Source organism: Burkholderia sp. Ac-20344 (assembly GCF_017104975.1).
Taxonomy (GTDB): Bacteria; Pseudomonadota; Gammaproteobacteria; order Burkholderiales; family Burkholderiaceae; genus Burkholderia.
The window spans coordinates 19,041-31,559 of record NZ_JAAGPP010000113.1; the positions used below are offsets into that span (position 1 = coordinate 19,041).

The 12,519-nt window shown below is 67.3% G+C and carries 13 protein-coding genes; 9 read left to right on the plus strand and 4 right to left on the minus strand.

What is annotated here, in order from left to right:
- The first annotated feature begins 6 nt into the window (after positions 1-6).
- The 5 genes from G3N64_RS28485 to G3N64_RS28505 all read left to right on the plus strand — a co-directional run bounded on the left by G3N64_RS28485 (position 7) and on the right by G3N64_RS28505 (position 5,080).
- A complete protein-coding gene (locus G3N64_RS28485) occupies positions 7-1,335 on the plus strand; it encodes a homoserine dehydrogenase (RefSeq protein WP_205786988.1) in 1,329 nt (442 codons plus the stop codon).
- A gap of 12 nt (positions 1,336-1,347) precedes the next feature.
- A complete protein-coding gene (gene thrC, locus G3N64_RS28490; RefSeq protein WP_205786990.1) occupies positions 1,348-2,799 on the plus strand; it encodes a threonine synthase in 1,452 nt (483 codons plus the stop codon).
- Between the two features lie 269 nt (positions 2,800-3,068).
- Positions 3,069-4,316, plus strand: coding sequence for a gephyrin-like molybdotransferase Glp (gene glp, locus G3N64_RS28495; protein WP_205786992.1), 1,248 nt, complete (start codon positions 3,069-3,071; stop codon positions 4,314-4,316).
- Between the two features lie 19 nt (positions 4,317-4,335).
- A complete protein-coding gene (gene moaD / locus G3N64_RS28500) occupies positions 4,336-4,593 on the plus strand; it encodes a molybdopterin converting factor subunit 1 (protein WP_011352296.1) in 258 nt (85 codons plus the stop codon).
- Positions 4,594-4,603: 10 nt separating this feature from the next.
- A complete protein-coding gene (locus G3N64_RS28505) occupies positions 4,604-5,080 on the plus strand; it encodes a molybdenum cofactor biosynthesis protein MoaE (protein WP_205786994.1) in 477 nt (158 codons plus the stop codon).
- 66 nt (positions 5,081-5,146) lie between these two features.
- Here the strand turns inward: G3N64_RS28505 and G3N64_RS28510 are convergent, their stop codons facing one another.
- Positions 5,147-5,707, minus strand: a complete 561-nt coding sequence (locus G3N64_RS28510; protein WP_205786996.1) for a group III truncated hemoglobin — start codon at positions 5,705-5,707, stop codon at positions 5,147-5,149.
- A 251-nt stretch (positions 5,708-5,958) separates the two neighbouring features.
- Between G3N64_RS28510 and G3N64_RS28515 the strand changes: the two genes are divergently transcribed.
- Positions 5,959-6,474, plus strand: a complete 516-nt coding sequence (locus tag G3N64_RS28515; RefSeq protein WP_205786997.1) for an Rrf2 family transcriptional regulator — start codon at positions 5,959-5,961, stop codon at positions 6,472-6,474.
- A 157-nt stretch (positions 6,475-6,631) separates the two neighbouring features.
- Positions 6,632-9,229, plus strand: a complete 2,598-nt coding sequence (clpB, locus tag G3N64_RS28520; RefSeq protein ID WP_205786998.1) for an ATP-dependent chaperone ClpB — start codon at positions 6,632-6,634, stop codon at positions 9,227-9,229.
- A gap of 104 nt (positions 9,230-9,333) precedes the next feature.
- Here the strand turns inward: clpB and G3N64_RS28525 are convergent, their stop codons facing one another.
- Both G3N64_RS28525 and G3N64_RS28530 read right to left on the minus strand, forming a co-directional pair.
- A complete protein-coding gene (locus G3N64_RS28525) occupies positions 9,334-9,771 on the minus strand; it encodes a YidB family protein (RefSeq protein WP_205786999.1) in 438 nt (145 codons plus the stop codon).
- Between the two features lie 88 nt (positions 9,772-9,859).
- Entirely contained in the window at positions 9,860-10,459 is a 600-nt protein-coding gene (locus tag G3N64_RS28530) for a helix-hairpin-helix domain-containing protein (RefSeq protein WP_205787000.1), read from the minus strand.
- A gap of 286 nt (positions 10,460-10,745) precedes the next feature.
- Between G3N64_RS28530 and G3N64_RS28535 the strand changes: the two genes are divergently transcribed.
- Both G3N64_RS28535 and G3N64_RS28540 read left to right on the plus strand, forming a co-directional pair.
- Positions 10,746-11,207, plus strand: coding sequence for a MerR family transcriptional regulator (locus tag G3N64_RS28535; RefSeq protein WP_205787001.1), 462 nt, complete (start codon positions 10,746-10,748; stop codon positions 11,205-11,207).
- Positions 11,191-11,625: a carboxymuconolactone decarboxylase family protein gene (locus G3N64_RS28540; RefSeq protein ID WP_205787002.1), complete on the plus strand. Its 435-nt coding sequence runs from the start codon at positions 11,191-11,193 to the stop codon at positions 11,623-11,625. The genes G3N64_RS28535 and G3N64_RS28540 overlap by 17 nt, the downstream gene beginning before the upstream one ends.
- Positions 11,626-11,642: 17 nt before the next feature.
- Here G3N64_RS28540 and G3N64_RS28545 read toward each other — a convergent pair.
- The coding region (locus G3N64_RS28545) for a sigma 54-interacting transcriptional regulator (RefSeq protein ID WP_205787004.1) at positions 11,643-12,519 on the minus strand (877 nt) is incomplete at its 5' end.

Sequence of the window (12,519 nt, forward strand, 5' to 3'; positions counted from 1 at the left end):
CGCAGCATGGAACCGATCAAAGTTGGCCTGTTGGGCTTCGGCACGGTGGGCAGCGGCACCTTCACGGTGCTGGGCCGCAACCAGGAAGAAATCAAGCGACGCGCGGGGCGCGGCATCGAGGTGACGCGCATTGCGGTGCGCAACCCGGCCAAGGCGCTGGCTGCGCTCGGCGGCGACGCCGGCGCCGCGCAGATCACCGACGATTTCAACGCGGTCGTCGACGACCCGTCGATCGCGATCATCGCCGAGATGATCGGCGGTACGGGCATCGCGCGCGAACTCGTGCTGCGCGCGATCTCGAACGGCAAGCATGTCGTGACGGCCAACAAGGCGCTGCTCGCGGTGCACGGCACCGAGATCTTCGAGGCCGCGCGCGCGAAGGGCGTGATGGTCGCGTTCGAGGCGGCCGTCGCCGGCGGCATCCCGATCATCAAGGCGCTGCGCGAAGGCCTGACCGCGAACCGCATCCAGTACATCGCGGGCATCATCAACGGCACGACCAACTACATCCTGTCGGAAATGCGCGATCGCGGGCTCGACTTCGCGACCGCGCTGAAGGCTGCGCAGGAGCTCGGCTACGCGGAAGCCGATCCGACCTTCGACATCGAAGGCGTCGACGCCGCGCACAAGGCCACGATCATGAGCGCGATCGCGTTCGGCGTGCCGGTGCAGTTCGACCGCGCGTACGTCGAGGGCATCAGCAAGCTCGACGCGACCGACATCCGCTACGCGGAAGAGCTCGGCTACCGGATCAAGCTGCTGGGCATCACGCGCCGCGCCGAGAACGGCATCGAGCTGCGCGTGCACCCGACGCTGATCCCGGAGAAGCGCCTGCTCGCGAACGTCGAGGGCGCGATGAACGCGGTCGTCGTGCACGGCGACGCGGTCGGCACGACGCTGTACTACGGCAAGGGCGCGGGCGCGGAGCCGACCGCATCGGCCGTGGTCGCGGATCTCGTCGACGTCACGCGCCTGCACACGGCGGACCCCGAGCATCGCGTGCCGCATCTCGCGTTCCAGCCCGACAGCCTGTCGAACACGCCGATCCTGCCGATCGAAGAAGTGACGAGCGGCTACTACCTGCGCCTGCGCGTCGCCGACCAGACGGGCGTGCTGGCCGACATCACGCGCATTCTCGCCGCCTCGGGCATCTCGATCGACGCGCTGCTGCAGAAGGAATCGGAGCAGGTCGACGACGCGAACGGCGAAACCGACATCATCCTGATCACGCACGTCACGCTCGAGAAGAACGTGAATGCGGCGATCGCGCAGATCGAGAGCCTCGCGACGGTGGTATCGAAGGTGACGAAGCTGCGCATGGAAGCGCTGAACTGAGCTGAGGACGACATGAACTACATCTCCACGCGCGGCGCCGGCATCGGCGAGCGCCACACGTTCTCCGACATCCTGCTCGGCGGCCTCGCGAAGGACGGCGGGCTCTACCTGCCGGCCGAGTATCCGACGGTGTCCGCCGACGAGCTCGCGCGCTGGCGCACGCTGTCGTACGCGGATCTCGCATTCGAGATCCTGTCGAAGTTCTGCGACGACGTGCCGGCCGACGACCTGCGCGCGATTACGCGCCGCACGTACACGGCCGACGTGTACCGCAACACGCGGCACGGCGAGAACGCGTCCGACATCACACCGCTGAAGACGCTCGGTACCGAAAACGGCGCGCCGATCTCGCTGCTCGAACTGTCGAATGGCCCGACGCTCGCGTTCAAGGACATGGCGATGCAGTTGCTCGGCAACCTGTTCGAGTACACGCTCGCGAAGCACGGGCAGACGCTGAACATTCTCGGCGCGACGTCCGGCGACACCGGCAGCGCGGCCGAATACGCGATGCGCGGCAAGGCCGGCGTGCGCGTGTTCATGCTGTCGCCGCACAAGAAGATGAGTGCGTTCCAGACGGCCCAGATGTTCAGCCTGCAGGATCCGAACATCTTCAACCTCGCGGTCGAAGGCGTGTTCGACGACTGCCAGGACATCGTGAAGGCCGTTTCGAACGATCACGCGTTCAAGGCGCGGCAGAAGATCGGCACGGTCAACTCGATCAACTGGGCGCGTGTCGTCGCGCAGGTCGTGTACTACTTCAAGGGCTATTTCGCGGCCACGCAATCCAACGACGAGCGCGTGTCGTTCACGGTGCCGTCGGGCAACTTCGGCAACGTGTGCGCGGGCCACATCGCGCGGATGATGGGCCTGCCGATCGCGAAACTCGTGGTCGCGACCAACGAGAACGACGTGCTCGACGAGTTCTTCCGCACGGGCGCGTATCGCGTGCGCAGCGCGGAGAACACGTATCACACGAGCAGCCCGAGCATGGATATCTCGAAGGCGTCGAACTTCGAGCGCTTCGTGTTCGACCTGCTCGGCCGCGATCCGGCGCGCGTGATGCAGCTGTTCCGCGACGTCGAGGAGAAGGGCGGGTTCGATCTCGCGGCGAGCGGCGATTTCGCGCGCGTCGCCGAGTTCGGTTTCGTGTCGGGCCGCAGCAGCCACACGGACCGCATCGCGACGATCCGCGACGTGTTCTCGCGCTACGACACGATGATCGATACGCACACGGCCGACGGCGTGAAGGTCGCGCGCGAGCATCTGGATGCCGGCGTGCCGATGGTCGTGCTCGAGACGGCGCAGCCGATCAAGTTCGGCGAGACGATCCGTGAAGCACTCGATCGCGAAGCCGAGCGTCCGGCCGCATTCGACGGGCTCGAGGCGTTGCCGCAGCGTTTCGAGGTCGTGAAGGCCGACGCGCAGCAGGTGAAGGACTTCATCGCCGCCCATACGGGCGTGTGACGCAGGCCGGGCCGCGAGCCCGGCTGCGCAGGACGGCCGGAATGCCGATTCGTCGAACGGATCGGGGTTCCGGCCGTTTCGTTTGGCGGTGCCGCGTTGCGCACGCGTTCGGCAGCCCGCCGCGCGGCTGCCGCCGCACCGCGCGCGAAACAAGTGCCAGACCCGCGCGTTCGCGCGAATCACAGTTTCCGCATGTCTGCCATATCGCACGCCCGCGCGACGGCGTCGCTACAATGACGTATTGAATCCAACGATCCCCGATTCCATCGATGTCGAACCCGAATCCCGCGGCGCCGCGCGCGCCGATGCTGTCGACTGCCGAGGCACTTGCCGCGCTGCTCGATGCCGCGAAGCCGTTGCCCGGCGTCGAAACCGTCGCCACGCTCGACGCGCTCGGCCGCGTGCTGGCGGCCGACGTGAGCTCGCCGCTCGACGTGCCGCCGATGCATACGAGCGCGATGGACGGTTATGCGGTGCGCGTCGCCGACCTGCTGCACGGCGAGCGGCGCTTGCCGGTGTCGCAGCGCATTCCGGCCGGTCATCCTGCCGTGCCGCTCGCAGCCGGCACGGCCGCGCGGATCTTCACCGGCGCGACGGTGCCGCCCGGCGCCGACGCCGTCGTGATGCAGGAGCAGACGTCGGCCGACGGCGATGCGGTCGAGATCCTGCATACGCCGAAGGCCGGTGAATGGATTACCGCGCAGGGCGCGGATATCCGGGAGGGCTCGGTGATCCTGCCGGCCGGCACGCGGCTCACGCCGCAGGCGCTCGGCCTGGCCGCGTCGGTCGGCTGCGCGCAATTGCCGGTCGCGCGGCGGATTCGCGTCGCGGTGTTCTTCACCGGCGACGAATTGACGATGCCCGGCGAGCCGCTGAAGCCCGGCGCGATCTACAACTCGAACCGCTTCACGCTGCGCGGCCTGCTGGAACGGCTCGGCTGCCACGTGACCGACTACGGCATCGTGCCCGATTCGCTCGCCGCGACGCGCGACACGCTGCGCGCGGCCGCGCGCGATCACGACGTGATCCTGACGAGCGGCGGCGTGTCGGTCGGCGACGAGGATCACGTGAAGCCGGCCGTCGAGGCCGAAGGGCGGCTCGCGCTGTGGCAGATCGCGATGAAGCCCGGCAAGCCGCTGGCCTACGGCGCGGTGCGCCGTGGCGACGATCGTCCCGATGCGCACTTCATCGGGCTGCCCGGCAACCCGGTGTCGAGCTTCGTCACGTTCCTGCTGTTCGTGCGGCCGTTCCTGCTGCGCCTGTCCGGCGTGCGCGACGTCGCGCCGCGTGCGCTGTCGCTGCGCGCCGACTTTTCGCAAGGCAAGGGCGACCGGCGCAACGAATTCCTGCGTGCGCGCGTGAACGCGGCCGGCGGCCTCGACCTGTTCCCGAACCAGAGCTCGGCGGTGCTGACTTCGACGGTGTGGGGCGATGGCCTGATCGACAATCCGCCGCAGCACGCGATCAGCGCCGGCGAGACCGTGCGCTTCATTCCGTTTTCCGAACTGCTGTCGTAACGCGACGGCTTCCCGAACCATGAAGATTCAGCTGAAATTTTTTGCAAGCGTACGCGAGGCACTGGGCGTCGCCGACGAGCAGGCCGATGTGCCGGACAGCGTCACGACCGTGGGCGACGTGCGCGCGTGGCTGCGCGTGCGCGGCGGTGCGTGGGCCGAGACGCTCGCGGAAGGGCGCGCACTGCGCATGGCGTGCAATCACGAGATGACCGATCCCGACACGCGGCTCACCGAGGGCTGCGAAGTCGCGTTCTTTCCGCCGGTGACGGGCGGTTGAGGCAACGGCGATGGCAACGGTACGAATCCAGACCGGCGACTTCGATCTGAACGCCGAAGTCGCGGCACTGCGCGCACGCAACCCGAAGATCGGCGCGGTCGCGTGCTTCGTCGGCACCGTGCGCGATCTGAACGAAGGCGATTCGGTTGCCGCGATGGAGCTCGAGCACTATCCGGGGATGACCGAGAAGGCGCTCGAGAAGATCGCCGCCGAGGCCGGCCGGCGCTGGCCCGGCATCGACGTCGCGATCGTGCATCGCGTCGGCAGGCTTTTGCCGCTCGACCAGATCGTGATGGTCGCAACGGTTGCGTCGCACCGCGGCGATGCGTTCGCGTCATGCGAGTTCGTGATGGACTACCTGAAGACCGAAGCGCCGTTCTGGAAGAAGGAAACGACGCCGGATGGCGAGCGCTGGGTCGACGCGCGCAGCACCGACGATGCCGCGCTCGCGCGCTGGGGGATCGAATCGGGCAATACGCGGCGTTGAGTGCGGCGTCCGCGTGATGCGGCGATGTGCCGCGTGCGCGCAAACGTCGCGCCTGACGGCTATCCGTTACACGTCCGGATCGCTGCTGCGCCCGATGATCTTCGTCGGAAACGGCTCGCCGCGGGTACGCGACGGCAACGCGTGAGGGTCGTCACCCGCGTCGCGACGGCGCGGCGCGATCGCGTCGAGCAGCGCCTGCTGCTCGGGCGGAATCGAGTAGTCCCAGCCGAACCGGCTCAACTGCAGGCTCTGCGCGATCCGCAGCGCGGGCTCCATGAAGCGGATCGCCGCGGGCGGCGCGTAGCGCGTCTCGACGGTTTTCAGGAACAGCGACAGCCAGCGGCTGAAATGGGCCGGCTCGATCCCGTCGAGCGGCTGGTGCGCCTGCTGCACGTTGCCGCGATAGCCCTTGGTGCCGAGCACGAGGCTCGACCAGAACGTGACCATCTTCGGCAGGTGATCGTCCCAGCGGCCGGCCAGCTTCGCGTCGAACACGGGCCCGAGCAGCGGATCGGCGCGCACGCGGTCGTAGAACGCGTAGACGAGATCGCGGATGTTCTCTTCGGATGGCTCGGTGTCGCGAGGGCGGGCCGGTACGGTATCGGGCGAGGCGGGCAGGGCGGTCATGGCAAAAGGGCCGGGATAAATAGGCAACGACAGGGCGGCGGCGCGGGCATCGCGCAGGACGCCGGCCGGATTTTGACGCAAAATAGCGTCCAACACCCCCTGAAAAACGTGCAAGTGTCACGCATCTTATTGCGCGCGCGCCATCCCGGCAACCCGGGGTCGCGGAGCAGGGCCGTCAACCGGCCTCGTGCGCATCCCGATCGGCCCGGCCCACGTGATCGGGGCACGATCGATCTTTTCCGTATTCGCCCATGAGACTCACCGACTACACCGACTATTCGCTGCGCGTGATGCTGTACCTTGCCGTGCGCGGCGATGGACTCGCGACGATCCAGGAGATCTCGGACGCCTACGGAATCTCGAAGAACCATCTGATGAAAGTCGTGCAGCAGCTCGGCGAGCTGGGATGGGTCGACACCGTTCGCGGCCGCAACGGCGGGCTGCGGCTGTTTCCCGAATCGCTGCAGCTGACCGTCGGCCAGGTCGTACGCGCGACCGAGAGCGATTTCGCGCTGGTCGGCTGCTTTGCGGCCGACGGCGAGTCGCGCGGCTGCGTGATCGAGCCGCAGTGCCGCCTGAAGGGCGTGCTGGCGGCCGCGCGCGATGCGTTCTTCGCCGAACTCGACCGTCACACGCTCGGCGAGCTGGTCGAACCGGCTTCGCCGCTCGCGGCGTTGCTCGGCATCCGTCCGGTCGTGCTCGTGCGTGCCGCACCGTCGACGGACGACGCGCCTGCAACCGTCGAGCGGCCGTCGACGGCCGGCTGACACGCGCTCGCCGCGCCCCGCGATCCGGTAGCAGCCCAGCTCCGGGCCGCTTCGAGGATATCCCGCATTTTTTGCGCTGAATCAACCCGAATTTCGCTTGAAAGCCGCATAACCATCCTCATCTTGGTGTTAATCGAAAATTGGAGGTCTCGACAAAATGAGAATCGACAAGCTCACCACCAAGTTCCAGGAAGCACTCGCGGACGCGCAAAGCCTCGCGGCAGGCCGCGACAATCAATACATCGAACCCGTTCACGTTCTCGCGGCGCTGGTCGCGCAGCAGGACGGTTCCGCCCGCTCGCTGATGTCGCGCGCAGGCGTTCACGTGCAGGCGCTGCAAGGCGCGCTGAACGAGGCCATCTCGCGTCTGCCGCAAGTGACGGGCACGGGTGGCGACATCCAGATCGGCCGGGAACTGGCCGGGCTGCTGAACCAGGCCGACAAGGAAGCGCAGAAGCTCAACGACACGTTCATCGCGAGCGAGATGTTCCTGCTCGCCGCGTCCGACGACAAGGGCGATGCCGGCAAGCTCGCGCGCCAGCACGGCCTCACGCGCAAGGCGCTGGAAGCCGCGATCGCCGCGGTGCGCGGCGGCTCGCAGGTGCACAGCCAGGACGCCGAAAGCCAGCGCGAGGCACTGAAGAAATACACGGTCGACCTGACCGAGCGTGCCCGTGCGGGCAAGCTCGATCCGGTGATCGGCCGCGACGACGAAATCCGCCGTTCGATCCAGATCCTGCAGCGCCGCACCAAGAACAACCCGGTGCTGATCGGCGAACCGGGCGTCGGCAAGACGGCGATCGTCGAAGGGCTCGCGCAGCGGATCGTCAACGGCGAAGTGCCCGAGACGCTGAAGGGCAAGCGCGTGCTGTCGCTCGACATGGCCGCGCTGCTCGCGGGCGCGAAGTATCGCGGTGAATTCGAGGAGCGCCTGAAGGCGGTGCTCAACGACATCGCGAAGGACGAAGGCCAGACGATCGTCTTCATCGACGAAATCCACACGATGGTCGGCGCGGGCAAGGCCGAAGGTGCGATGGATGCGGGCAACATGCTGAAGCCGGCGCTGTCGCGCGGCGAGCTGCACTGCATCGGCGCGACCACGCTCGACGAATACCGCAAGTACATCGAGAAGGATGCAGCACTCGAGCGCCGCTTCCAGAAGGTGCTCGTCGACGAGCCGAGCGTCGAGGCGACGATCGCGATCCTGCGCGGGCTGCAGGAGAAGTACGAACTGCACCACGGCGTCGACATCACCGACCCGGCAATCGTTGCCGCGGCCGAGCTGTCGCACCGCTACATCACCGACCGCTTCCTGCCCGACAAGGCCATCGACCTGATCGACGAAGCCGCTTCGAAGATCAAGATGGAAATCGATTCGAAGCCCGAAGAGATGGACAAGCTCGACCGTCGTCTGATCCAGCTGAAGATCGAGCGCGAAGCCGTGAAGAAGGAGCAGGACGAAGCATCGCAGAAGCGCCTGCAGCTGATCGAGGAAGAGATCGATCGCCTCGGCCGCGAATACGCGGACCTCGAGGAGATCTGGACCGCCGAAAAGGCCGCGGTGCAGGGCAGTGCGCAGCTGAAGGAAGAGATCGAGAAGGTGCGTGCGGACATCGCACGGCTGCAGCGCGACGGCAAGCTGGAGAAGGTTGCCGAGCTGCAGTACGGCAAGCTGCCGCAGCTCGAGGCGCAACTGAAGCAGGTCACGCAGGCCGAAGAGCAGGAGCAGCACAACCCGACGCGTCCGCGCCTGCTGCGCACGCAGGTCGGCGCCGAGGAAATCGCGGAAGTCGTGTCGCGTTCGACCGGGATTCCGGTGTCGCGGATGATGCAGGGCGAACGCGAGAAGCTGCTGCACATCGAGGAAAAGCTGCATGAGCGCGTGGTCGGCCAGCACGAGGCGATCAGCGCGGTGGCCGACGCGATCCGCCGTTCGCGCGCCGGTCTCGCCGATCCGAACCGTCCGTACGGCTCGTTCCTGTTCCTCGGCCCGACGGGTGTCGGCAAGACCGAGCTGTGCAAGGCGCTGGCGTCGTTCCTGTTCGATTCGGAAGAGCACCTGATCCGCATCGACATGAGCGAGTTCATGGAGAAGCACAGCGTCGCGCGGCTGATCGGCGCGCCGCCGGGCTATGTCGGCTACGAGGAAGGCGGCTACCTGACGGAAGCCGTGCGCCGCAAGCCGTACAGCGTGATCCTGCTCGACGAGATCGAGAAGGCGCACCCGGACGTGTTCAACGTGCTGCTGCAGGTGCTCGACGACGGCCGCATGACGGACGGGCAGGGGCGCACGGTCGACTTCAAGAACACGGTGATCGTGATGACGTCGAACCTCGGCTCGCAGGTGATCCAGGCGATGACGGGTGCGCCGCAGGACGAGATCAAGGACGCCGTGTGGCTCGAGGTGAAGCAGCATTTCCGCCCCGAGTTCCTGAACCGGATCGACGACGTCGTCGTGTTCCATGCGCTCGACCGCAGCAACATCGAGTCGATCGCGAAGATCCAGCTCGCCCGCCTGCACGACCGGCTCGCGAAGCTCGACATGGCGCTCGACGTGTCGGAAGCGGCGCTCGAACAGATCGGCAAGGTCGGCTACGATCCGCTGTTCGGCGCGCGGCCGCTGAAGCGCGCGATCCAGCAGGAGATCGAGAACCCGGTCGCGAAGCTGATCCTCGCGGGCCGCTTCGGTCCGAAGGACGTGATCCCGGTCGACGTCAACGACGGCAAGTTCGTGTTCGACCGCGTCGTGCACTGATCGCCGGTGATCGGCCGCACGCCCGGTTCGCGCCGGGCGCGCAAAAACAAACACCCCGCCTCGGCGGGGTGTTTGCTTATGGAGCGTCGCAACGACGCAGCGCTTCAGCCCTGCTTGTTGCCGCCGAACATGCCGGCGATCTGCGACAGCGAGCCGAGCAAGTTCGACGGGTCGACCTGGGCCTGGCCGTCGGCCGGCACCGCGCCGTCCGGCGTCGCGTGGTTGACGACGTGCGGCAGCACTTGCGCGAGGACGGTCGAGGCCATCGACGGATCGACGCCGAACTTGCTCGCGAGCGCACCGATCGCGTCCGAGCCGAGCACGTTCTGCAGTGCGTCCGGCGAGATCGGCTGGTTCTGGCCGGTACCGACCCACGAGCCGATGATGTCGCCGGCGCCGCCTGCCTTGAACTTCTCGATCAGGCCATTCAGGCCACCCGGCTGGTTGTTGATGAATTCGAGCGCGGTCGTGATCAGCGCGCTTTGCGAGTTGCCGCCGGCCTGGCCGCCGAGCAGACCGCCAACGATGTCGAGGAGACCCATGGTTCTTCACCTTTACCGATAAGGGCGCCACGATCGGGGCGCCCGTTGAACGAATGCCGCGCGCACGCCGTCGCGCGCGCGGCGCACATCAGGCGCCCGACGCCGCGGCGGCGGAGGCTGCCTTGTCCTTCTTGCTTTTCTTCTTCGAACCCTTCGTTGCTTTTGCCGACGACGCTGCGGCCGGTGCGCTCGCACCCGCATCGGCGGATGCCGCCGCTGCCGCGGCTGCCTTTTCCTTCTTCGACGCGCGCTTGGCCTTGGCCGGCTTCGCCGCCGCATCCGGTGCGCTGGCCGCCGGTGCCGGTGCCGTGGCCGTCGTACCGGCCGTCGCGGTCGTGGACGTCGACGCAGTGCCTGCCGACGTGGTCGCCGATGTCGTCGCGGCCGGCTTCGACAGCTTCACGCCCTTCGGCGGCGTCGACGAGCCGCCGATCGTCAGGCCGTTTTCCTCGAGATGCCCGACCGACTTCGTGCCGAGGCCCTTCACGCGGTTCGCGAGATCGTCCGCGTCCTTGTACGGGCCGTTCTTGGTGCGTTCGTCGATGATGGCCTTCGACTTCACGGGCCCGAGACCCTTCACGGCTTCGAGCGCGGCCTGGTCAGCCGTGTTGACTTCGACAGCCGCCGCAAGGCCTGCGGCGAGCGACAGCGATAGCGCAACGAACAGCATCAGCAGCTTTTTCAGCATGGCAAGGGCTCCCTGGTTCTGACGGATGAATGGCTGTTGCAACGGACGACGGGGCGCAACCTGGCCGGGCGTCGCCGTTAAGCATAGGACAAATGCGTGCCCTTTTTGAGACAGGCTGACCGAATCTTGCTGAAGGCTTGCGGCGCTGTAAAGACCGAAACCCTCGCCGGGCGGCGATTTTGACCATTCTTTACGGTGTTGCCGGGGGGCGGCCGATGATCGTCGCACTGGCTGTTCGACAGGGCTTGACTTAGAGTGAACTCTAACTCCTAACCTTGTTCCTGCCATGTCGAAAACCGTATCCCAATCTTCCTCCGCCGGCCCGCTGACGATCGGCCAGGTCGCCGAAATGACCGGCCTGTCGACACATACGCTGCGGTACTACGAGCAGGCCGGCCTGCTGCGCGCGATTTCGCGCACTGCGGCCGGGCACCGGCTGTATGCACCGGCCGACCTTGACTGGCTGGCGTTCGTGATGCGCCTGAAGGCGACCGGCATGCCGATCGTGCAGATGCAGGCATTCGCGGCACTGCGCGCGCAAGGCGAGTCGACCTTCGGTGCGCGGCGCAGCCTGCTGGTCGCACATCACGACGCGGTGCGCGCGCATATCGCGGAGCTGCAGGCGAGCCTCGACGTGATCAGCGACAAGATCGTGAACTATGAGGCACAGGAGCGGGAAATGGCACGACGGGCAAAACCTTCTCACTCTCCATCGGAACAGGACGGACACAATGGAACGACTCGTTGAAGACCGCTATACGCGCGGCTGGAACAAACTGAAGGAAATCGACGGTGAAGTGGGCGAGCGCGTGATCGCGGCCCTCGCGCCGATCGCGCCGGATTTCGGGCGGCTGATCGTCGAGTTCGGCTTCGGCGACATCTACAGCCGGCCGCAGCTCGACCTGAAAGCGCGCGAAATCGCGACGATCGCGGCGCTGGCCGCGCTCGGCAATGCGCAGCCGCAGTTGAAGGTACATATCGAGGCCGCGCTGAACGTCGGCTGCACGCGCGACGAGATCGTCGAGGTCTTCATGCAGATGGCCGTATACGCGGGTTTCCCGGCCGCGCTCAACGCGCTGTTCGCCGCGCACGAGGTGTTCGCGCGGCGGGACGAAGCGGCCGGCAAGGCAGGAGAGGCGAACGAAGCGGCCGGGCAGGCCTCATGATGGAGCGCGCTCGCGCGTCATGCGCGGTGCGGCGCGACGATCCGGTGCTTCGCGATGCGCCGGTACAGCGTCGCGCGCGAGATGCCGAGCGCCTGCGCGGCCGCGTCGGGCCGCCAGCGATGCGCGGTGAGCGCCGCGACGATGCGGCCACGTTCGTCGTCAGGCAGCGTGCCGGGCGATGCGCCGCCGAGCTGCGCGGCGATATCGGCCGGCAGGTCGTGCCGCGTCACGCGCGCGGCGTCGCACACCGCGCACGCATAGCGCAGCACGTTGCGCAACTGCCGCACGTTGCCGGGCCACGGGTATGCGGCGAGCTGTTCGGCAAGCGTTGCATCGAGCGTCAGCACGTGGCCGGTCGCCTGCGCCTCCTCGGTGAATACGGCGGCAATCACGTCGCGCACGTCCGCGCGTTCGCGCAGCGGCGGCAGTTCGAACGTCGCGCCGCTCAGCCGGTAGTACAGGTCCTCGCGGAACGTGCCGTCGGCCACCATGCGTGCGAGATCGCGGTGCGTCGCGCAGATCACGTCGAGATCGACGCGTACGGGCGTATCGCTGCCGAGCGGCACGACCTCGCCATCGGCGAGCACGCGCAACAGGCGCGTCTGCAGCGCGAGCGGCATGTCGCCGATTTCGTCGAGGAACAGCGTGCCGCCGTCGGCAAGTGCGATCTTGCCGCGCGCGCCGTGCTTGCGTGCACCGGTGAACGCGCCGGCCGCATAGCCGAACAGTTCGCTCTCGATCAGCGCTTCCGGCAGCGCGCCGCAGTTGACCGCGATGAACGGCCGCGCGCGCCGCGCGCCGGCGTCGTGGATCGCGCGCGCGAACACTTCCTTCCCCGCACCGGTTTCGCCGAGCACGAGAATCGGCAGCCGCTTGCTCGCGACACGCAGCGCG